The organism is Streptomyces sp. NPDC127197, from assembly GCF_042672405.1.
GTDB lineage: Bacteria > Actinomycetota > Actinomycetes > Streptomycetales > Streptomycetaceae > Streptomyces > Streptomyces flavusporus.
The window spans coordinates 1-20515 of sequence record NZ_JBHXVG010000072.1; the positions used below are offsets into that span (position 1 = coordinate 1).

General features: G+C 68.3%; 24 protein-coding genes and 1 pseudogene. 10 read left to right on the top strand and 15 right to left on the bottom strand.

What is annotated here, in order from left to right; translation table 11 throughout:
• Nucleotides 1-200: 200 nt before the first annotated feature.
• The 11 genes and pseudogenes from ACFVJQ_RS43695 to ACFVJQ_RS43745 all read right to left on the bottom strand — a co-directional run bounded on the left by ACFVJQ_RS43695 (nucleotide 201) and on the right by ACFVJQ_RS43745 (nucleotide 8439).
• Nucleotides 201-998 (bottom strand): SMI1/KNR4 family protein, encoded by a 798-nt coding sequence (locus ACFVJQ_RS43695; protein ID WP_385791426.1) that lies wholly within the window; start codon nucleotides 996-998, stop codon nucleotides 201-203.
• A gap of 475 nt (nucleotides 999-1473) precedes the next feature.
• The gene (locus ACFVJQ_RS43700) at nucleotides 1474-2559 is read right to left on the bottom strand and encodes an IS110 family transposase (RefSeq protein ID WP_385791428.1); all 1086 of its coding nucleotides are present in this window, start codon (nucleotides 2557-2559) and stop codon (nucleotides 1474-1476) included.
• A gap of 433 nt (nucleotides 2560-2992) precedes the next feature.
• A complete protein-coding gene (locus ACFVJQ_RS43705) occupies nucleotides 2993-3370 on the bottom strand; it encodes a toxin Doc (RefSeq protein WP_385516913.1) in 378 nt (125 codons plus the stop codon).
• Nucleotides 3370-3609 (bottom strand): hypothetical protein, encoded by a 240-nt coding sequence (locus tag ACFVJQ_RS43710; RefSeq protein WP_385516915.1) that lies wholly within the window; start codon nucleotides 3607-3609, stop codon nucleotides 3370-3372. Before ACFVJQ_RS43710 ends, ACFVJQ_RS43705 begins: the two co-directional genes overlap by 1 nt.
• Before the next feature lie 152 nt (nucleotides 3610-3761).
• Nucleotides 3762-4202 carry a hypothetical protein gene (locus ACFVJQ_RS43715; protein ID WP_385791430.1) on the bottom strand — a complete coding sequence of 147 codons (441 nt, stop codon included), beginning with the start codon at nucleotides 4200-4202 and terminating at the stop codon, nucleotides 3762-3764.
• A 76-nt stretch (nucleotides 4203-4278) separates the two neighbouring features.
• Nucleotides 4279-4383, bottom strand: a pseudogene (locus ACFVJQ_RS43720) (hypothetical protein); the annotation flags it as partial.
• An 88-nt stretch (nucleotides 4384-4471) separates the two neighbouring features.
• The gene (locus ACFVJQ_RS43725; protein ID WP_385791432.1) at nucleotides 4472-4723 is read right to left on the bottom strand and encodes a hypothetical protein; all 252 of its coding nucleotides are present in this window, start codon (nucleotides 4721-4723) and stop codon (nucleotides 4472-4474) included.
• A 259-nt stretch (nucleotides 4724-4982) separates the two neighbouring features.
• Nucleotides 4983-5657, bottom strand: a complete 675-nt coding sequence (locus tag ACFVJQ_RS43730; protein ID WP_385516935.1) for a nucleotidyl transferase AbiEii/AbiGii toxin family protein — start codon at nucleotides 5655-5657, stop codon at nucleotides 4983-4985.
• The gene (locus ACFVJQ_RS43735) at nucleotides 5654-5992 is read right to left on the bottom strand and encodes a hypothetical protein (protein ID WP_385516936.1); all 339 of its coding nucleotides are present in this window, start codon (nucleotides 5990-5992) and stop codon (nucleotides 5654-5656) included. The genes ACFVJQ_RS43730 and ACFVJQ_RS43735 overlap by 4 nt, the downstream gene beginning before the upstream one ends.
• Nucleotides 5993-6064: 72 nt before the next feature.
• Nucleotides 6065-6610 carry a hypothetical protein gene (locus ACFVJQ_RS43740; protein ID WP_385791435.1) on the bottom strand — a complete coding sequence of 182 codons (546 nt, stop codon included), beginning with the start codon at nucleotides 6608-6610 and terminating at the stop codon, nucleotides 6065-6067.
• Between the two features lie 320 nt (nucleotides 6611-6930).
• Entirely contained in the window at nucleotides 6931-8439 is a 1509-nt protein-coding gene (locus tag ACFVJQ_RS43745; RefSeq protein WP_385791437.1) for a transcriptional regulator, read from the bottom strand.
• A 917-nt stretch (nucleotides 8440-9356) separates the two neighbouring features.
• Between ACFVJQ_RS43745 and ACFVJQ_RS43750 the strand changes: the two genes are divergently transcribed.
• From ACFVJQ_RS43750 to ACFVJQ_RS43765, 4 genes are all read left to right on the top strand, one after another.
• A complete protein-coding gene (locus ACFVJQ_RS43750) occupies nucleotides 9357-9557 on the top strand; it encodes a hypothetical protein (RefSeq protein ID WP_385791439.1) in 201 nt (66 codons plus the stop codon).
• Nucleotides 9558-9670: 113 nt separating this feature from the next.
• On the top strand, nucleotides 9671-10765 hold the full coding sequence (locus ACFVJQ_RS43755) for a barstar family protein (RefSeq protein ID WP_385791460.1): 1095 nt from the start codon (nucleotides 9671-9673) through the stop codon (nucleotides 10763-10765).
• 90 nt (nucleotides 10766-10855) lie between these two features.
• The gene (locus ACFVJQ_RS43760; RefSeq protein ID WP_385791441.1) at nucleotides 10856-11209 is read left to right on the top strand and encodes a hypothetical protein; all 354 of its coding nucleotides are present in this window, start codon (nucleotides 10856-10858) and stop codon (nucleotides 11207-11209) included.
• On the top strand, nucleotides 11206-11745 hold the full coding sequence (locus ACFVJQ_RS43765; RefSeq protein ID WP_385791443.1) for a hypothetical protein: 540 nt from the start codon (nucleotides 11206-11208) through the stop codon (nucleotides 11743-11745). Before ACFVJQ_RS43760 ends, ACFVJQ_RS43765 begins: the two co-directional genes overlap by 4 nt.
• Nucleotides 11746-11806: 61 nt before the next feature.
• Here the strand turns inward: ACFVJQ_RS43765 and ACFVJQ_RS43770 are convergent, their stop codons facing one another.
• Nucleotides 11807-12286: an HIT family protein gene (locus ACFVJQ_RS43770; RefSeq protein WP_385791445.1), complete on the bottom strand. Its 480-nt coding sequence runs from the start codon at nucleotides 12284-12286 to the stop codon at nucleotides 11807-11809.
• Between the two features lie 291 nt (nucleotides 12287-12577).
• Between ACFVJQ_RS43770 and ACFVJQ_RS43775 the strand changes: the two genes are divergently transcribed.
• From ACFVJQ_RS43775 to ACFVJQ_RS43785, 3 genes are all read left to right on the top strand, one after another.
• A complete protein-coding gene (locus ACFVJQ_RS43775) occupies nucleotides 12578-12832 on the top strand; it encodes a hypothetical protein (protein WP_385791447.1) in 255 nt (84 codons plus the stop codon).
• Nucleotides 12833-12965: 133 nt separating this feature from the next.
• Nucleotides 12966-13316 carry a hypothetical protein gene (locus ACFVJQ_RS43780; protein ID WP_385791449.1) on the top strand — a complete coding sequence of 117 codons (351 nt, stop codon included), beginning with the start codon at nucleotides 12966-12968 and terminating at the stop codon, nucleotides 13314-13316.
• On the top strand, nucleotides 13313-13666 hold the full coding sequence (locus tag ACFVJQ_RS43785; RefSeq protein ID WP_385791450.1) for a hypothetical protein: 354 nt from the start codon (nucleotides 13313-13315) through the stop codon (nucleotides 13664-13666). Before ACFVJQ_RS43780 ends, ACFVJQ_RS43785 begins: the two co-directional genes overlap by 4 nt.
• A gap of 6 nt (nucleotides 13667-13672) precedes the next feature.
• Here the strand turns inward: ACFVJQ_RS43785 and ACFVJQ_RS43790 are convergent, their stop codons facing one another.
• Both ACFVJQ_RS43790 and ACFVJQ_RS43795 read right to left on the bottom strand, forming a co-directional pair.
• Nucleotides 13673-14422 (bottom strand): transposase family protein, encoded by a 750-nt coding sequence (locus ACFVJQ_RS43790; RefSeq protein ID WP_385791452.1) that lies wholly within the window; start codon nucleotides 14420-14422, stop codon nucleotides 13673-13675.
• Between the two features lie 140 nt (nucleotides 14423-14562).
• Nucleotides 14563-15405: an IS5 family transposase gene (locus ACFVJQ_RS43795; protein WP_385791454.1), complete on the bottom strand. Its 843-nt coding sequence runs from the start codon at nucleotides 15403-15405 to the stop codon at nucleotides 14563-14565.
• A 158-nt stretch (nucleotides 15406-15563) separates the two neighbouring features.
• Between ACFVJQ_RS43795 and ACFVJQ_RS43800 the strand changes: the two genes are divergently transcribed.
• The 3 genes from ACFVJQ_RS43800 to ACFVJQ_RS43810 all read left to right on the top strand — a co-directional run bounded on the left by ACFVJQ_RS43800 (nucleotide 15564) and on the right by ACFVJQ_RS43810 (nucleotide 18413).
• A complete protein-coding gene (locus ACFVJQ_RS43800) occupies nucleotides 15564-17018 on the top strand; it encodes an FAD-binding oxidoreductase (RefSeq protein WP_385791456.1) in 1455 nt (484 codons plus the stop codon).
• Between the two features lie 317 nt (nucleotides 17019-17335).
• The gene (locus ACFVJQ_RS43805; protein ID WP_385515622.1) at nucleotides 17336-17689 is read left to right on the top strand and encodes a hypothetical protein; all 354 of its coding nucleotides are present in this window, start codon (nucleotides 17336-17338) and stop codon (nucleotides 17687-17689) included.
• 160 nt (nucleotides 17690-17849) lie between these two features.
• The gene (locus tag ACFVJQ_RS43810) at nucleotides 17850-18413 is read left to right on the top strand and encodes a hypothetical protein (RefSeq protein WP_385791462.1); all 564 of its coding nucleotides are present in this window, start codon (nucleotides 17850-17852) and stop codon (nucleotides 18411-18413) included.
• Here the strand turns inward: ACFVJQ_RS43810 and ACFVJQ_RS43815 are convergent.
• A complete protein-coding gene (locus ACFVJQ_RS43815) occupies nucleotides 18339-20114 on the bottom strand; it encodes a hypothetical protein (RefSeq protein ID WP_385791458.1) in 1776 nt (591 codons plus the stop codon). The two genes, ACFVJQ_RS43810 and ACFVJQ_RS43815, sit on opposite strands and share 75 nt — an antisense overlap.
• Nucleotides 20115-20515 lie beyond the last annotated feature (401 nt).

Genomic DNA, 20515 nt, shown 5'->3' on the forward strand with positions numbered 1-20515 from the left:
GTTCGAGCTTGTGTAGCAGCAACTTGCTCCAGCGGGTTAATAGGCGTGCCCGATCGGTCGGGTAGTCGCGGATCACAGCAACTGCGGCTGCAGTACTAAGAAGTCATTTCATTTGGCGAGTCGGCTGTGGCAGACGAGGTTTCTGCACTCTTCCCCGAAGACGCCGCCAACCAAGTGTCGGATGCCGTGGGCGGCGGAGTTCAGTCGCTTTCCCGGTAGTTCATGAACCAGTGGGTGTCGAAATAGCGGGCCATCGTGTACGGGTGGTGCGGGTCGGTGAGGATGCGGCAGACGAACTCCGCGGCCTGGCAGTCGAAGGGCATGTCCTCGCCGTCGAAGGACCGGACCACGACGGGCCAACGGTCGGGGTCGTCGCCGTCGGCCCTCCAGCAGTACAGGTTCTCGTGCTCCGTGCCCGCCCAGATGAGCAGACCGTCCTCCCTGCAAACCGTCCACGGCTCCTGGTACAGGTCCAGGAATCCGTCGAAGGCTCCCTCACCGAACGTCTCGACCATGCCCTTGTAGTCGCTCGGCAGCGTGGTGCCCAGGCGCGACTCCACCTCCGCCCAGTCCACGTCCGGCCGCTGGGCGGGCTGTGTCCAGCCGGTGATCCGTATGAGCCGCTCCACCCAGTCGACGTCCTCGTCCGGAGCGACCGCCAAGGGTTCCGGCACCTCCCGGTGAGCGACCACCAGCACCGGCCGCTCGACCCCCTCGGCGTCCCGCGCCGTACCCGTGCCGACCCACTGATCCCCGTACGCCCACGCCCGTATCGTCACGGCCCGGTCCTCGAAGGGGACGAGGAGAGCCGCGCCCCTGGACTCGTCGACCGTCGGGTCGGTGAAGCCGTCGAGGACGAGGGTGCGCGGGGCGCCGTACCTGCTGCCGAGCAGGTCGGTCAGGTCCTGCGGGTCCAGGTCGCCGGGCAGGTACATGTAGCCGTTCCCCGGGCCGAGTCGGGCCAGCAGGTCGTTGACGAACGCGTGCGTGAGCTCCATGGCGGACAGTGAAGCGCACCGCACTGACAACGGACGTACTCACAGACGTATCTGACGTCAGACCGAGAGGTGTTGGACCCCACCCGAGGAGACCGCTACTGGACATAGCCATTGTCAACGGGATCGCGGATTTGCTCATCCGCTGCTAATGAGCCGCCTTCATTGCTAACGAAGTCGCGGATCCTGATATGTAGGCGATTCTGTCAAGGTCGCAGGGGGTTCCGGACCCGCTGGCGCGGGCCTGGGGGTGGTGCTGTGGGACCGGCGGGAGGCCGGTGGCGTGTCGTGCGTCGACGCGCGGTCAGCCTGATATTCGCGGGTTGAGTACCGCATGACCGGATGTTCGTCGGGGACGGAGCCTCCGGTCTAGAAACGAGCGTGGCCCACCAGGGGCTGCTCATAGGATCCGCGGGCATCGTCCCTCGCGCTGAACACGTCCGGTCTCCCGCCGGCCGTTCTGTGGACCCCGGCGGGGTCAGTCCTCCATCACCGCCAAACTCCAACACCAGCCCGCCAGTTCACGGGCCACCGCCACGGCGGCGACATTCGTGTTCTTCTTCCGGACCAGGAAGTTCTCCCATCGCTGGTGCAGGCGCCGGTTGCCCAGGTCGGCGCGCAGGCGGACGTGGCGGGGCGTCAACTCCATGCGGCGGCGCAGGGTCGCACCCGGGCCCCGGTAGGGCTTGTAGTGCTGCCAGGACGCCTCGACCAGCAGTCGGCGGGCGTGGCTGTTGCCGGTCTTGGTGATCGGCCCGAGGGTCCGGTTGGGGCCGGAGGAGTGCTCGCTGGGCACCAACCCGAGGCAGGCGCCGATGGTCGCGCCGGTGAACCGCTGCCAGTCGCCGACCTCGACGGCCAGGCCGAGCGCGGACAGCGTGTCGATGCCGCGCAGGCAGGCCAGCCGGAGCACCACCGGGGACCATTCGGGACGGGCGGCCGTGGTGGTGATGCGCGCATCAAAGCGGTCGCGCATCGTCTCCAGGGTCAGGACCTCCTCCAGCCCGTTGTCGAAGGCGAACTGGGTGTCCGTGTCGGTGAACCGCTGCTTGCGCAGCCATTCGTGGTGGATGTACGTCCAGCCCGATCCGCCGCGCCAGACGCGGCCCTGCCGCAGCAGGAGTTTGGAGACCCGGTTGCGGGCCCGGGCCAGGTCCCGGCGCACGTCATCGCGACCGCGCACCAGATCGCGGGCGGCCTCCTCGGCGAGTGTTGGCACCCGGACCTCGGGCAGCTCGTCCATCCGCAGCAGCTTGGCGAGCCGCTTCGCGTCCCGCTTATCGGTCTTGATCCGGTCGCCTGCGGGCCGCTCCATCTTCGACGGGGCCGCCACCACACAGCGGACGCCCATCCCGTCCAGGGCCCGGGCCAGGGCGAACCCGGTCGGCCCGGCCTCATAGGCCACCGCGGCCGGCTGCGGCAGCGTGGCCACCCACACCAGCACGTTGTGCGTCTCGGCATCGAGCCGCTCGCTGTAGACCTCGCCCGTCTCGCCGTCCAGAGCCCATGCCGTCGTGGTGCGGGCGTGGACATCCAGCCCGACCGAAGTACGCTCGGAAAACATCCGGTGCCTCCCGGGAATTGCGGCACTACCCGCCACCGTGCTCACCGGTGGGCAACCCGCGTCAACTTCCCAGCGGGGCATCGGTCCTCGGCGCGGCAGCCGCCCTGTCCAACCGACTCAGGACGGCTGCTTCATACGGTCTAGACCGGTGGCTGCCTCGATGATCCGGGTGTCGACTGAGGTCAGGATGTGCCCCCCGTACCAGCCGTCGATGGACACGAGCGTCGTCGTGTCCCGGCCCGTATCACCGTGGCACGGGTCTGGACGTGGCGCTTCGGACTCATGTAGCCCCCTTCACCTGCTTGGTACTGCATGGCGGGGGTGAAGAGATCATGCACCTGATTCGGTCACAGCGGTAAGGGTGTGACCGGCTCTGACTTCCGTGCAGGCTGAGGCCATCGCGGGTCAGGCAATCGGCCAGGCAGGCGGGACCCTACAGCTTCCAGGCACGCAGCTGGTCTGCGACGTCCTGCACTCGGATACGGGTGTCGCGGATCTTGCGGACGAGGTCGGAGAGGGCGCCGTAGGGGGGATCGATGCCTTCGCCGGACTGGTCCATGTACTGGGCGGCGATGAACGCGGCGTACAGGCTGTTGCGGTGCGGGAGAGGCTCCAGGCGCACGATGGTGTGCATCAGGGCAGCCGCACGCCAGGCCGGGTCCGGGTCGGCCGCAGCGAGAGTGGGGAGCCGAGTCTTGTGGCGGGCGACGGCGGCCACCAGCGCGGAGTAGTCCGAGACGGTGAGGTCGTCATGACCGAGCGCGGTCTCCTGGACATCGAGGAGCCAGGAGACGTCGATGTAGAGGTGCATCAGGCGGCAGCGGCTCCGTCGCTGCGCTGGGCGGGCGGTACCTCGTCGGGGAAGGCCTGGTCGAACTCGTCGCGCAGCCGGTCGGCCCATCCGGTGGCGCCAGCGATGAACTGCTTGCGCTGCATCTCGCGGACGCCGAGGTCGTGGAGGTACTGCTTGAGGCTCTTGCCCTCGGCAGCGGCCGCGGCCCGTACGCCCTCGAGCTCTTCGTCGGTAAACGACACGTTCAGGGATGGCATGCACCCGATGGTACCTAGTAGGTGCCTGTCGCGCGAGCGTTCAGCGGCGGGCTCGCTGGTGGTGGCGGGCTCGTCGGAGAGGGCCGTGTCCGGCTCGTACCAGCGGTAGGTCCCGCCCCGAGCCGCGGTGAACCCGGAACCGGAGGGCGCGGTCAAGCTCTGTTGGCGTCGGCGGACGGTGAGCGCCATGAGGTGCTGGGGATGCCGTACACAGGGACCGCACCCTTGTGGGACTCGTACCGGCCGGAGTCACGGACGGCTTCGAGCTCCTGCTGCGTCTGGGACGGCTTCTCGCTGTATCGACCGCGGGGGCCTCCGTTGACGACGTTGCCGGCGGGGTTGACGAGGTGCCATGCCGCCACGACGGCCAGCGGCGTCACGCGCGCGTTGATGCCGAGGTTGCCGTCGGCGTTGCGGTAGGCGGCGACCTTGCACTGCCGCGCGGCCTCGAGCCCGTCACCGAAGAAGAGTTCCAGGTTGCTGATCGCCCAGCCTTCCAGGCGGGTGGCCAGGCCGGGGCCGTCGTAGACGAAGGTCAGATCCCCTCGGGCGGGGAGATTGACGGTGTCGTGCTCGGAGTCGGTGCGCATCATGCCGCCTCACGGAAAGTGGCTTGCCACTATTGCGCACAAGGACGGCTGCGCCGTTGCCAACGGTTTCGGTGACGGCCTGCCACAGGTGGTCACCTACGCGGGCGGAGACGGCTCCCACGAAGATTCCGGGAACGACGGACAACCCCCGCGCGGGCGGGGACCACTCCCGCCACCCCTTCATCGGGGTATCAGTCAGCGGACAACCCCCGCGCGCGGGGGTAGTCCCCCGGCAGTCTTGTGCAGCTCCTCTTCCTTCACATCGTCCCCGCTCACGCGGGGGTGGTCCGATCTTCGGCTCGATGGTGTTGTATCGGACCCGGTCTTCCCCGCCAGCGTGGCTGCGCCATCCACATCACGTCGATGCCGCGCCGGACCACCACGCCTATGAGGCCGGGCAGCAGCACCGCGCCGCCAGGGCCCATGAGCAGATCGGCGAGCGCCTCGGTGGCGTTGTCGCCCCCCACGCTTTCCGTGGTGACGGCGGCCTGCCCACCACCCGCGTTGGTGAGCATCACCGCCATGTGCGTACAGTCCTCATTCCGCTGCCACGGGGGAATCTTCCACTCGAAGGTAGTGCGCTCATCTTGCCCAAGCAGCACGGCAGTTGATGCCACCGCCGCGCGCTGGCGGACAGCGTGTAGTCCGCCGCTGCTCAGCAGCCATCACCGGGATCGGCCGACCGCATACCGGCCCGCTGCGCCGAGCGAAGCTCCGACATGGAGACCGGGAGCAGGCCCAGATGTTGGGCCCGTTCTCCGGGTGGCCAGCGTGCCGGGCGCTTCAGTCGCGGTCCTCGTCCTCGGCGTACGGCTCGGCCAGGCGCAGCCCGAGGTCGTCCAGCCAGTCCTGGACCCATGCCCGCAGCTCGGTGATCTGCCCGGGGCTCATGTCGTACGCGGCGTACTCGTAGTCGGAGGTGAAGTCGACCGCTTCGAGCCGGCCGTGCAGTTCTTCCAGGTCGAACTCCTCGTCGTGTTGCGCGCCCAGACGCTCGAGTTCCCCGATCGTGTACAGCTCGCGGGCACTGAAGACGTCGATGACGTCGCGAGGGAAGCCACGGTCGTGCAGAGCGCGGACCTTCAGTCCAACGGCGTCGTCCCGGGACAGCGTGGGCCCGGCGTCCGTCTGCGCGGGAGGCCTGTGGAAGATCTCTTTGAGAATGTCCAGCTCGCAGGCTTCGCCGGTTGCCGCGTCGGTGGCGAGCAGACGGGCCATGCGCGGGGCGACCTCGACGACGCGGATCCCCCAGCCCTTGCCCTCCAGGCCGGCAGCAACGACGCCAGTGATCTCGTTCATGCCCTCAGGTGCGTCGGTAGCCAGGTCCAGGTCCTGGCTGGTGCGGCTGACCAGATCGTGGGCCTGGATCGCGTAGCCGCCGGCCAGCACCAGCCGGTAAGCATGGCCGCTGTCCAGGGCATCGCTCAGCAAGCGCCGGTGCAGTTCCGGGAGTCTCATGCCGCGGCGACGGCCACCAACTCGGGAAAACGCTGCTCCCAGCACGTGCGCACCGGCTTGCCCACGGCGATCCGCAGCCGCGGCCAGTGCCTCACGAGCAGCTCGGCATTGAGGTAGCAGGTGAGGTCCTCGCGCAGGCCGTTCGTAAGCACGATGCGGTACAGGCCCAGCAGCAGCTTCTCGTCGCTCAACTCGAAGCGCCTTAGCCCCGACCACGCCAGATGCAGAGGCAGCTCCACCGTCCCGGTCGCGGGTCCGGACAGTTCCTCGAGATGTGCGGGCAGACGCTCGGCCATATGGGCCCAGCGGGAAGCGGCAGCACGGTGCACGGTCACGGCTTCAGTATGGCCCCTGACAGCAGGACGCATCGCCCATCGTGGCTTCGGGCCACTCACATGCGGCCTGGGCTACGCCGCGTCCACCAACACCCCGTCTGCGGCCGTACGCGCCGCGGCCCTGCGCTGGCGGGCAGCGTGCAGTTCGCCCAGACGCCGGCGGAGGAGGAATTCGGCGGTACGGTGGCCCGCCGCGTCCGCAGCCTCGTCGGCAGCCCTTTCGACGCCCCAACTCCGGCGCCGAAGGGCTGCCTCGTACGCGGCGTCAGCCTCCGCCACCGCCTCCTGCGACCCCAGCAGTCGGCGCAGTGCGGCCGCGCGCCGCTGGTCCCGGATCTGCTGCGCTACCTGCGGCGCGGTGAACGCCGCCCAAGCCGGATCGACGTCCAGCGCGGACGGATCGGTGACGCTCACCTCGTCGTAGTACGACAGCCACTCCCCGCCCGACAGCCTGCACCCATCGCCACGCTCGGGTCCCTTGACCGCCTCGGCAATGAGGAGCTCTTCGCGGGTGTCGCAGCCGTCATCCGGGTTCGCACCCGCGTTCCAGTGCTTGAAGTCGTCGCGATCGTACGTGCCCTCGTATTCGGGGTGACGCGGATGCTGTGTAGGGACCACCCCCGCAGGCGCGGGGAGCAGGCGAGACTGTCGAGGCCGGGGAAGTGCTCATGGGGACCATCCCCGCGGGCGCGGGGAGCAGGCGATGTAGCGACCCCGGCGGGCACATCCTTCGGGACCATCCCCGCGGGCGCGGGGAGCAGGAGCGTGCGCAGGCCATCGCCGGGCCCAACAAGGGATCATCCCCGCGGGCGCGGGGATGGTCCCAGCCACCGCAACCCCTCCCTAACCCCAGGCCACTGCTCCCCGCACCCGCGGGGATAACCCCGACGACCCGGCGGGCTGCTCGATGGGGTGGTCGCTTGGGTCACGGCCGCTTCCTACTGGCGTCCGATGGTCATGAGCGAGCTGCGGGCGCCGCTCGCCAGCTGCAGGGCACGCCGCACCAGGCCGGCGCCGAAGATGCGCTCCGCACCCTCCCGCCCGAGGCCGTTGACGACGGACGTGATCAGGGTCGTTTCACCCTTCATGAGCTCGCCCCGGGCCGTGGCCCGCAGCTCTTGAAGCTCCTGCTCGCTTGGATCCTGCGCTCCGGACTGCTGCGCCGCACCGGCGTCGTGGTCCTGGTGGCGGCCGCCGCTCGCCGCTTCGCGGAGCCGGGTGAACGCCTCCTCAACCTTGCGCTGCACCGAGCGGCTGGTCGGGGCCTCCCAGTCACCGTCGAACCGCTCACCGCGGGCGCGGACCTGCTGGATGCGGTGACGGCGGGCCGCCTCCTGGCCACCACGCCACCGGGCGACGGCGTCGGCCCGCTTCTCGGGGGAGTCCAGGACCTTCTCCGCACCGGCCAGCAGCACGGCAAGCAGCCCCGACCCCCGACGCACCCGGGCCGCCTCGCCACGCAGGTGCAGCCAGCCCCGGATGTCGGTCACCGTCCATCCGGCATCCGCAACGTGCCGGGCCACCCAGGCGATCCGGGGCACCGAACAGCCGCGCAGCCAGTCCAGCTCCTGAGTCAGCTCCCGGGCCAGCTGGAACCTGCGTCCGACCTTGTTCATCTCCCGGCGGCCACCGGCCTTGGCCTTGGACTTCTTCGCGGTGGATGACTTGCTGCCCCCGCTTGCGAGCTCGCTCTCAGGGGGGAAGGAAGTACCACCCGCAGAAGATCCAGTAGAGGAACTACCCCCCATTGGGGTGCAACGCGTCCCACCGGAAACAGCCGTCACGGACGACCCGGAGGGGTTCTTCACGGAGGCCTTCGTCGAGGTCCTCGAGGACGTCTTCGAGCGCGACCGCCGCACCTTCCGAGCGGCCTTCTTCGCCAGCTTCCCCATCAACTCCCGACCCGCATCAGCGATCCCGACCATCACCCGCGTGTACGCAGGCGCGTCCTGGTCGTGCTGCCTCGTACGGATCCCCAGAGCCTCATCGAACTCCAACGGGATCACCCGGGCGAACTCCGAGGCCTGCGCTGGCTCGCCCCGCCTTCGCGTGCCCTTCACGATGTAGGCCAGCAGCCCTGTCTCCCGCAGCGCCGCCAGGTGGTACTCCACCATCCGCTCCGACAGACCCGTACGCCGCTGCAGGTAGCCCAGCCCTGGGAAGCACGGAGAAAGCTCCGCCAGCAGCTGGGCGACGTACACCGTCGTCGCGTTGAACGAGCGCAGCCCGGTGGAGCGGTGCCGCCGCGGCTGGTATAGCCCCGACCCCGCCACCCAGTGCACTGCCTGCAGCCAGCTGTAGCCGTCCGGTGCGACCCTGCCCGACGTTGTGGACAGCCACTGCTCCGCCTCCGGCACCCACAGCTCGGGCAGCACGGCGGCGTCGCCGATCGAGCCGTCGACAGAAGGACGCGGAGCGGGAACTGCCACGGCGGCCGTCGCTGCCACGGCGCCCACTAGGACTTCCCCAAGCGGCTGCCAGGAAGCGCCGGAGTAGCCCGCTCGCATGGCAGTCCGCCGGGTTGAGCGGGAAACTGTGACCAGAAAGACGCCACAAAATGCGCCAACCGGGCATGGATAGGCTGACAAAGGGCAGCACCTTGCTGCACCATGTACAACAGCTCCTTCGAGTTCGGAGGCGCACAAAAGCGCCTCGTGTCGAGGTGCTGGTTCTGGGAGAACCGAGATTGATCTGCTCGGCCGGCGGCAACCGGACGGCAATCCTTTCAGGGGGTCGGCAAACCCCCTGGTGGCAGATGGGGCGCCACAGCCCAGGTGACGGCAATCACCAGGGTGGCCGGGCGTCCCGGCGGCTCGAAGACCCGCTCAGCGGGCGCCGCCAAACGCGACTACACCATCTCGCCCCCTTCCGGGGCAGAGGTGCGCCCGCACGCGGACAGGTGCGGGAAGACAAAGAAGGCACCCGGCCGGAGCGACGCACGGGTCATCGTCATCGCTTCCACGGCGGGTGCCTTGGTGTGTGTCTGTCGGAGGGGCGGGGTACCCTGCTGCACGTCGAGGCCTTCCCTGGATAGGTCCTCGGCCACGGGATCCAGAGCGCCAACTCTGGGGTCCCACAGGGTCCGCGAGCGCTACCTCGCGGGCCCTTGCCTTTTCCATGGTTCTTTTGTCTGGGGATACCGTACCCCCCTGCAATCACACAGCGACAGCCCGGTATCGCTCGTGTCGCCAACACCCCACGGCCTCTAGACAGACCGCCAGAAGTCGATTCCTGAGGCACCGTCAATCACCAGTAACGAGCGAGTGGCACGACCGGAGCCGGGCGCCAGGTGGTGGAGCGCAGGACCGGTACCTGCGCCCCCGGGTCCCACGTCGTCGCCGAGCGCGACGGAGGCGAGCGTCTAGTGCTCACCATCAGCGATGAGCTTCAAGGCGTCCTGGCGAGGGTGGAGGCCGCCGAATTGACTGCGGCAGCACGGCATTGGGTCGAAGAGCGGGGGTCTGGTGATACCGACATGATCGGCGGCCTGCTGCACGAGTTGGCGGAACTCGCCCGCGGGGCACAGCGGCGCGGGGAACGGCTGTACTGCTGGATCTGCGTCTGATCAACCCGAGTTCCGCACTACCCAGAGAACTGACCCGTCGGGCTGTGCTGGTGGGACCGTCCCTCCAAAGGAGCGACACCGAAATGGCTTCACCGGCGGAACCTGGTCCCGGCATGATTCCCACCGTGCACGAGGATGAGAACCATCGCGGGCGAACGCGGTACACGCTGGCTGAGACGGAGCACGGGCATGCCTGGGGCGTCTGCGCCGAGGTGGAAGGGCTGTTCGGGGAACCCCGGCGCGGGACCTACGAGCTGTTCGGCTGGGTTCCACAGGCAGAAGTGCGCGGTTGGGTCGGCGACCGAGTGTGGCTGGTGCCGGACGACGAGACACTCGGCCCCTGGCTGCTGGAGGACGCGGAGAGCCCCTGGCAGCTCCTTGGGACAGACAGTCTCGTGCTCACCGGCCTGGACGACTACGAAGGTCCGCCCGAGGGACACAGGGGTCGCGTTCGCGTGCACGACGGGCACCGCTGGCTGGGCTCCTGCCGGGAATTCGCCCGCGTCCTGCCGGCCAAGCAGTCGGCGCCCCCGCTCGTCCTGCGGGGGCTCGCCCAGGGGGATCAGCTGCGGGCGGCACTGATGAAGGGCACCCGGCGGGCGCTGGACCTGGAGGAGGCCGCCCTGGAGATACAGGATGATCAGGGCGAGTTGCTCACCGAACGCCTGCTCTGGGCCAGGGTCAGCGCCTGGCGCCCATCCTCCTACGGGATGGACCTGATCGACCTGGAGCTCGACGGAGAGCTCTTCACGCCCCTCCCCGAATACGTCCGACCCATCTGGGAGCGGTGGCTCGCCGGGCCGCCGGACACCCACGGTGCCTGGGCCGGCCTCGACACCCGGTGCCGCGGGGCTTGGCTCGACCTCGTCCGAGAGCGGGCCTGCCGGCGCACCCACCGTGACCGGCCGGCCGGTCACGCCTACGAACTCGACGGCCGACACGTCACCGACGAACCGGGCCTCTACCTGGCGCTCGGGGAGGCGGTGAACGGTCCGGGCGGCTACTTCGGCGGCTGCCTGGCCGCCCTCGACGACTGCCTGCGCGGCAGCTTCGGCTACACCGCCCCCGCAACTCTGCTCTGGCGGGACGCCGTGACCGCACGCGAGCGCCTGTCCGAGGCCCTGGCGCCGGACGGCCAGCCCTACGATCTGTTCGGCGTGGTCCTCGATGTCCTGGCCCAGGGCAGCATGCACGTCACCTTGGCGTGAGCTGCGGTCCGCCTGCCGGGCATCGACGCTGTCCGAGGGTTCTGACTTTTGTGCGCCGTGTCATTGGCCGCGATGGCGTACGGTCCGCGAGTGTTACGGCTTGGAACCTGGTCAACCCACTTCACCACGAGGGATCTGCCCGAGTCGGTGGAACCGGCTGGCTACCTGCGCCTTCGCCCGACCGAGTGGGAGCGATGGCTGGATGACCTGGGCATTCCCGACGGCACGCCGTACCTTCTCTCGCCGAGCTTCGTCTACGACATCCAGCTGAACTCGTACTTCCATCGGGTGGACTTCCTGGAGGGCCCGCTCAACAGCCAGAACAACAGGGCGTCGGCCTTGGAGCGGTTCTTGAACTTCCTGCACTCGAACCGTGGCGGGAAGGGCTGGCGGGACGCCGCCGGGGCCGACCACCTCGCCTACCACGGTGATGGGGCTATTTGAATCTCCCCACCTGCAAGGAGACCAATCGCCAGAGAAAGCCCGTCCAGCAGACCTGCCCCGTCTGCGAGCACGAGTTCACCACCACCGCGGGCCGCAAGCGCATCTACTGCACCGAAGAGTGCCGCATCGCCGCCCGCACCAGCGAAGACATCCAGGAAAGGCGCACCTGCCCGGTCTGCGACGATCCCTTCGAAACCTTGAAGACCACCCGCCAGATCTACTGTTCACCGACCTGCCGCAAGGATGCGGAACGCAGACGCGACCAGGCTCGCGACGAAGACCGGGCCCGCCGGCTCGGCGAGGCCGCAAGCCTGCCCTCACTGCCGGAACTACCACCGCAGCCGAAACCCGTCAGCCGACCCTCCTCACGCCAATCGACCCTGGAAAGAGACCCGTTGGAGCCGACCGCGACCCGGAACTGTCCGCACTGCCAGCAGCCCGTCACCATCGTCGCGCTTCTGGCGACCCCGGAAGCCGCCCGCCCGTCCGTCCCCACGGCCATCCCCGACATCGTTCCGCTGCGAAGGACTCCGTGAGGTTCACTGACCGTCACTGATCACCGGGCCCGCCGACCTGACGGTCGGCGGGCCCACACCGTCAGGCCATCGAACGCAACCGGTCCAGTTCGCTGCCGATGGCATCCCGCAGCACATCGTGCTGCGGGCCGAGCATGAATCGCTCGTCACTCCACCGGTCACGCGGATACAGCCACACCGGCTTGCCCACCAGCTCGGCCGGCTCCCACCCGAACCGCGGCCAGACATGGGCATGCAAGAACGGGTCCGTGTTACCGAGGATCTCCAGATTGACCCGGCGGAAATCGGGGTCCAGGCGCTGGCAGGCCCGCTCAACCGCTTCCCCGAGCTGGTCCATGTCGGCCAGAAACGCCAACCGCTTGGCCCTCGGCAGGTCAGACAGTCGTTGGACACCGGGCTCGTCCGCGAGGAGAACTGAGTACCCGGGCAGGAACTGAACGTCGCCGATCACCGCGAAGCCAGACTCAAGCCGCCGCAGCACCGTGGGGTTCTCGCCTCGCAGAGCAGCCCCGATCCGGTCCATCCGCCAGTCACCGGTCATGGCCCGAGCCTAACCGCAGGTGATCAAGCCTCGCTCTTCGCTCCCCACCCTCCCCACACAGATCAAGGGCCAACCAAGTGAGGCGAGGAGCGACCCCGGCCGTTTTCAAGAATCGCCATCACGCTCAACTACGTCCACAACCTCGCCACCCATACGCAGGATCTGCCCATCACCGCCGCCACCACCTACAGCATCTGGAAGGCCATCGGCTTCGCCTCCTTCGTCCTCGGCTTCTTCCACAACGGCTCCGCCCGGCTCACCTGGACGGTGTGGGGCTCCGCCACCGTGATCATGGTGTGGATCGGAACCCCGGATCCCGGCCGCCAGGTCGCTGCCGGAGTCGCCCTCCTGGCCTGGGCCGTCCTCTCCGGCTTGGCGCTGCGCGGCCTGCGTCTCCGGCAACCCGCCTTCGTCCACGTCGACGTGCACAACGAGGCGCCGCCCCCTCCTCAGGTCGAGGTCCGCGCGGAGATCCACACACCGCAGCGGGAGGCGCCCCAGTACCTGTCCTACGTCCTGCCGTACCTGCCGCCGTCGCCGAACTGATGTCTGCCTGTCCGCCCTTCGGACCCCGCCACGCGGGTCCGGGGGCGGGCAGAGAGCCGGAACAGCCAACGCGCCGCGACTCCCCTCATCGTCACTCCGCCTGCCAGCCTGCCCGGAAGGGAATTCCTCGACCATGACCCTCGGCCCCGACACCGAGTCGTACGTGCTCGACTCCGCACGCGACGGCCAGCGCATCCTCGCCGGAATCAACGGCGACGCCGCCTACGCTGTCGAAACCCTCATCCGCGAGTACGTGGAGTTGCGCGACCGCGTCCAGCAACTCATGGACGGCCTGCCCCAGCACCACACCGACCTCGAACTGTGCCCCGCCTGCGACGCGTTGGCGCAGCCGTGCCCGTACCACGCCGGACGCGCCGAGGGCTGGATCGAGCTTTCCAAGGCGGTACGCCTCGTGGCGTGCGACGACTCCACCTACGCCACGCTCGTCCTGGAGCACGCCGACGCAGCCGGGGACGACGCATGACGGTCGCCACCGACACCACGCTCTCCACAGTCACGGCCGTGGACACGTCCCAGGACGACGCAGGCCACGACGTCGACGCCGCGATCACCGCCCCGGAGGCCGCGGGGCGCGAGGCTCTCGCCGCAGTACGCACTGGGAACCGAGAAGCCGCCCAGTGGATCATCGACGAGATGCTCCCCGGTGAGCGTGCTGACCTCGCCGGCCACCTTGAGGAGCTCCGCAAACTGCTCGGCCCGACCTGCGCCGAGTGCGGCGCACTCGCCGAGATCGGGACGTGCACCACCGATCCCTTCAGCGCCGAGTGCCGCTTCCTGTGCAGCCGCTGCACGGCCGCACGACGCACCCACTGAGCCTTTTCAGCGTTGCCGCTCCAGGGTGAGGACGGCGGCGGAGATTGACGACATTCGATTCGGGCTGCACCGGGCTCTGCGGAAGATCCGCCACGACTTCAGGCGTGCGACGCCGCGCTCGACCGGTGCCCGTGCCGCGGACAGCGCGCGGTTGACGGTTCGCTGGGTCGGCGTGAGGTCGCGGCCCGGCGGGCGTCTGAGGGGTGTCGTCACCCAGGCGCCGGCCCCCGTGCAGGCGCGGTCGGCGAGGACCGGGACGCCCTGGCGTTCGCGGATCCGGGTGATCCGGTGGGTGCGGGCCGCGGTCAGGTCGTGGGCGCGGCCGGGCAGTGCGGGCGAGATCCACAGCAGCCGTCCGGCCGGGTCGGTCACCGCCTGCACGTTCACTCCGTGTCGGCGGTGCTTGTGGGCGTAGTCGGCCCGGCTGTCGCCGACCCGGTCGCACTCCGCGAGCGTGCCGTCGAGCAGGACGTGATCGGGATCGGTCTCTCGCAGGACGCGCAGCAGGCCGGGTGCACGCCGGGAGAGGTGGTCGGTCACGGCGGTGGCGTAGGCGTGCGCGGTGCCGACGCAGATGCCGAAGCCGGCGGCGATCTGTGCGAGGGTGTCGTGCCTGCGGAGGTAGACCAGGCCGACGAGGGCCCGCTGGTGGGGCGGGAGCTTGCAGCGGCGGTCACCCTCACGGGTGACGATGAGCATCGTGACCCACTCGACCAGGGCGTGGGGCAGGTCGAGTGCGGCAGGATAGGGAACCAACGCGGCTCCTGAGCCGATGAGTTGAGATGTCGAACACCTCCCCCAACGGCACGGGAGCCTCGTGCGTTGCGCACCCCGGCGGCGTCACCCGACCGGTGGCCGCGCTGGAAGGCTCAACTGAGAGTGCCCGGCAGTAGGCGTCACTTCAGTCTGCGGGTGGTGGGGCGGCCATCCCAGCGGTAGAGCGGTGTGGCACGGCGGATGAGCATGCGGAGCATGACGATCGCGGCGGCCAGGTAGAGGTAGAAGTCCACGACCCGGTGGCGCTTCTCGGTGCAGCGCCGCAGCTTGCCGAAGCCGTTCATCCACGCATGGGTCCGCTCGATCACCCACCTCTTACCGGCCTGGACCGGGGCGGGCACGCCCTTGCGCGCGATCGTGCCGGTGAAGCCGAGCTCCGCCAGTGCGGCGCGGGTCTTGTCGCTGTCGTAGCCGCGGTCCAGGTTGACGTTGACCTGCTCGGGGAGCGGCCCGACTTGGGCCTTCGCGGCTTCCAGGGTCGGCACCAGCAGGGGCGAGTCGTGCCGGTTGGCCGCGGCGGAGACCAGGCCGAGCGGGACACCGCGGGCCTCGGAGGCCACCGAGCGCTTCAGGCCCTGCTTGCCCCGGTCCACCGGGGAGCGCCCGGCCGCCTCGCCGCCGCAGGGCGCCTTGGTGATGCAGCCATCCGCGGACAGCTCGCCGAGCTCCAGGCCGATCATGCGGTCGTACGCCTGCAGCGCCAGCGCGTGGACCTGCTCGGATATCCCCAACTCTGCCCAGTGTTTGACGCGCCGTCGGATCGTGCGGTCCGAACAGCCGGGCCCGGCGACGCGCTCGTAGCCGCTCCCGTGCACCAGGGCGGCGATCACGTGCTCGAACACGACGCGGTCGGGGATGCGCGGGTTGTGGCAGCCCAGCGGGTGGGTGTCCACGTGCTCAGACAGCAGCGCCACGAACTGGTCCCACAGGAGTTCGAGCAGGCATGATGGCAGGACAGGCACGAGCCCTCCGATGATCACTGAGCGTAGAGAACTCCATGATCACCGCAGCTCGTGCCTGCTCTGCATCCGGGGCACCTTCCGAGCCACACGGTGCGCAGAGAGCTCAGATGGCACCTCATCCCACTGTGCGTGATCCTGAAAAGCGGGAGGTGGCCACCATGAGCGGGAGGCACAGCCATAGCGGCGGCACGCCGATGAGCGGGGAGCGGCGCGGTAGGGAGGCTGACATTCCGGGCTCCCTCGTGGACGAGTTCGCCTCCAGGTTGCGGGGACAGCTCATCCGACCCGGGGACCCGGGCTACGAGCCGGCACGAGAGCTCTGGAACGGCATGATCGACAGGCGCCCGGCACTGGTGGCGCGGTGCGACGGGGACGAGGACGTGGCCGCCGCGGTGAGCTTCGCCCGCGACAACGAGCTGTCACTCGCGGTGCGCGGGGGCGGGCACGGTGTGGCCGGCCATGCGCTCTGCGACGGCGGGCTGGTCATCGATCTGTCGCAGATGACGGGGGTCGACGTCGACCCCGAGGGACGCACGGCGCATGCGCAGGGCGGCTGCACGCTGGGAGACCTCGACCGCGAGACCCAACGCCATGGGCTTGCCACCCCTCTGGGGGTGGTGTCGGCGACGGGGATCGCCGGTCTCACCCTCTCAGGGGGGATCGGCTGGCTCCGGCGCAAGCACGGGCTGAGCTGCGACAACCTCGTATCCGCGAGGGTGGTCACCGCCGATGGGAACCTGCTTGCCGCCAGCGAGAGCGAGAATGAGGACCTGTTCTGGGCGATCCGCGGCGGCGGCGGCAACTTCGGCGTGGTGACGTCCTTCGAGTACCGCCTGCATCCCGTAGGCCCGGAGGTCTTCTTCTGCAACGTGTACTACCCCGTGGACCGGGCCAGAGAGGTGCTGCAGTCCTGCGAGCGGTACGTGTCCGGGGCGCCCGACCAGGTGGGTCCGATCGGGATACTCGGCCGCATTCCGGACGCCGAGGAGTTCCCGCCGGAGTCGCACGGAGAGCCCTACGTGGCACTCCTCGTCCTGTTCCCCGGTGCCCCGGCGGAGGGGGAGCGAGCCCTGCGGCCGCTCCGGGACATCACCGAGCCGATCTGCGACCTCAGCGGCGCCCGCACCTACACGGAGACGCAGACAGTCCTGGACGACGACTACCCGGACGGCTGGCGCTACTACTGGAAGTCCGTGAACGCGCCCGCGCTTAGCGACGAGCTGATCGAGCGTCTGGCTGCACACGCCGCCGCGGCGCCGTCGCCGGACTCGACCGTCGACGTCTGGTACCAGGGCGGCGCGATGGCACATGTGGGCGAGGAGGAGACCGCCTTCGCCAACCGCAGCGCGCCCTACCTGCTCGGAATCGAGGCGAACTGGGAGGCGGAGGCCGACTCGGCGGAGAACGTGACCTGGGTGCGCAACGCCTTCGCCGACATGCGCTCGTTCTCCGCCGGGGGCATGTACCTCAACTTCCCCGGTTTCCTCGAGGAGGGCGAGCAGCTCCTGCGTGAGGGCTACGGCAGGAATTACGAACGGCTCTCGGCAGTCAAGGCGAAATACGACCCCGCAAACCTCTTCCGACTCAACGCGAACATCGAGCCGAAGAGCTGAGTGCAAGAAATTCGACCTGAATACCGAGACCTCGTTTAACCAGGGGCCGATCATGCGGTCGTAGGCGTCCAACGCGATCCGGTGCAGCTCCTGCGCCGGACCCAGCTCAGCCCATGACGGCAGCGCGGGCAGCGTCCTGCACGGTCACAGAGCGTAGAGAACTCCATGATCGCGCAGGCCTTGTGCCCGTTCTGCTGCCACTCCCGAGCGCACCCGCACGCACGCCCTACTGCCGGTCGCTCTGACACCAAGTCGCTCCGAAAATCGGCCCCCGGCACGGCATGACGATCACCACGCGAGTGGTGAAGACTGGATAGATGCCTCATGACCCCGGCGGACTCCTGTTCGTAGCGCTCGGTCTCGTACTTGTCGCCGCCGGCTTCGTCTGGCGGGGACGTGTCCTGCGCCCCCTCTCGGTGAAACGGGCCCAGGCGGCCGTGATCCGGGACCGTTCCAGAAACCTGCTGCGTTCTGCGGACATGGCCATCGCCGAAGCGCGCCGCCGGGCCGCACGCGGCGAACCGGCCATCGTCACGGTCGGAGACGTGACCAGGGCGGCGTGCCAGCACTACGGGCTCATCGCGGAGCGCGAAGAGGCAGCTGCCGCCCTCCGCCAGCGCTATGAGGCCGCCGACTGCCGGCTGGACTGCATGACCGACGCTTTCAGCTGACTGCCTCCTCGGCGAGTGCTTGATGCCAGGGGCGTCGGAGCCGTCACCTGGTCGGTGGGCACGCTGAAAAGGCTCACTGAACGACCCCACCCAGGAGCCGCGTCAGGCCTCACCGGGCCGCCGCGTGCTGTCACCGCAACTCGACAAGGAGCAGAAGCCCATGGTCCTCGCCTTGTCCTGCCGCCCCCGCCCCGCGCACGCCGAACCTCCGGCCATCGAGCCGTGGCCGGAGACCGGCGAAACCTGGATGCCCGAGGGCGTCACCATCGTCGAGCGGCACTGGAACCAGGCGATGAGCGCGATCACCCTCGTCTACTCCGCCGACGACAGCTGCCACCACCACGTCGTCGCCTGTCTCGGCTGCCACTTCAGCGCCGCGACAGACCCGGACTCCCCCTACAGCTCCGGACTGAAGCTGACGGCCGCGAACAGTTACGCAAGTGGACGCTCAGCTGGCAGCGGCGGAACGACAAGGTCCAGATCCTGGTCAGCTACTTCGACGTCCACCGCCTGGTTCTGTACGTGGGAGCGGGCAACATTTGTCGACGGTTTCGGGCAGCACTTGGAGATCAGGCAGCTCGGAAATATCGATGAGAACTGGCAACGCTTCGGGTGTGACGGGACCCTCTGGAACTTGGCATGGAGCGACCTAGGGCTGCTTGCGGACAGCGCCCGTGAAACCCGCGATGAACAGCGTGGCAAACGCCCAGGCCGAAGCCTGTAGTCCCCAGCTGGCTATGGTGAGGCTCTCGCCGATTGCTTGGTCCGTGACACCGCAACGGCTCCCGGCGCCGGTCTTGATGAGCGGGAGTCCGATATCGAGCCCGAAGCCCACCTGCTCTACCACCGAGCAGCCAGAAGCTCCTTGGCCGTCTAGGTCAGTGCGGGTAAGCCCGCCGTGCGCTCCGGCAGTCACGGAGACGAGCACGGAAATGATCATTACAGCTGCCAGAGCTACCAGTGCACGCCAAGGCTGGTAGCCGTAGCCGAGGAAGAACCCAGTGAGCCGCGCCCATGTGCGTTCGGCACGGCCAGTCAGCGCCCTGCGCAGGATCTGATCACGCCGCTGGGCCATGAGAACGCGGCGGACTTCCCCGTCATGCCCAGCGGCACGGAGCCCGGCGGCGAGTTGCTGATAGGGCTGAGCGGCATACATCGGTGTGCCCTGCTGGATGAGCACAAGCCAGTCCTGCCAGGGAATTCCGCCAGGTAGGGCCGAGTAGGTCAACCCCTCAAGGTTCAAACGGGATCGGCTGTCAGTACGATGCTCGATATGCGTTGGCTCATACACCAGTTGGCCGTTGATGCGCGCGTTTGAAAGGTTGATGGTGACACCGTTGCCGTCGCTGACTGCCTCAAAGCCGCCGGTGAACAGGACATCTCGGTCGACGTGCAGTCCCCGCGCCTCCACGGCTGGGCCGATGTCATTGCGCACTGTTGCTCCGGCGCAGTTCAACTTTCCCAGGTGTGCGCCGTTCAGCAGGATTGCTCCTGCCTGAGCGGATCCCGCTGCCTCGAACCCGTACAGAGACGCGATCTGCTCCACGTGTGTGCTGTTGGCGTTGAGCGCTGGGCCTACCTCGTTCTGGATGACCGCATCCTGGAGATCGAGTGTGCCGAAGTGGCAGATGGGGATCTTGACCGCGCCGAATTCTCCCTTACCAATCGCGGTGAAGCCGTTGCGCAGAGCCGCGTATCGACTCACCTCCATGCCATCAGCGAAGACGGCCGGCCCAGTGTCATTTCGTACTGTCGCTCCGTCGCACCACAGTTCTCCAATATGCGCCATGGTCAGTCTGACGGCTCCGAACTGGCCCGAGCCCACGGCTTCGAAACCATCTTGGAGGACGACGGACCGTTCGACCTGCAGTCCTTCGGCGCTCAGAGCTGGGCCTGAGGTGTTGCGTACTGTCGCCCCAGAGCAGACCAGTGCACCCAGACGGGCATACCACAGATTTACTGCACCACCGTCACCCTCCCCAAGCACGATGGACGTGGTCAAGGACAGACCGGCAGCAGTCATTCCGGCACCGTCCAAGGGCGGCTGCGATGCATGCTCAATCAGACATCCCGTCAACGACAGACTCTCGAGTGTCGCGTTCCGGGCATCCAGACCCCCAGCTAGGAAACACTCCCGGAGAGACAAGGGGACACTGCTGGTGAGGTTCTGCAGGTCGACGCGTCCGACGATGCGTGCACCTCGAAGGCGAATCCCATGAGGGTCGGGGTCACAGGACCCTCGACCACGGACGATGTCACGTACCACCTCGGCGCGAATCGCCCGTGAGTCGTCCCAAGCCCGCATCACGGCCTCGTCGATGGCCACATCACGATCCAGGTCGAGTTCCTCGCCGCGGTTAACGTGGTCGATCAGCGCCTGTTCCAAAGGGCTCAGGGTGCCCACGAGGCCGGGACCATTTGTCATGTGGAAACGGTATAGGTCCTCTGTTGAACTGACTATGAGTCACCGCGGACGCTCAGAGACTTCGGCCAGACCGACCCCACGCCTCTTTGGGTGTGCGGAATCCGATACCGCGCGCATCACGGCCCGAGAGGCGGATTGCCGCGTACAAGTCGACCTTGGACTTCGGTGGGGCCGTTGCACCATCATTCCGCAGAGCACGTTCACGCTCCCACCGCAAGCCCCCGGGCGTTGCCAGAACTCAGAGACATCGCCCTCCGGCGAAACCGGGCGTTCCCCGTTTTGAGCAACAAGTGGTGTCAGCTCCCAGGCTCTGGTCCAACTTCTGTGGAACGGTGACGCTCAGTACCGACGGGGGTGTCGGTAGGACGGTTGATAATGCCGGTCATGGCAGATCGCAGTCC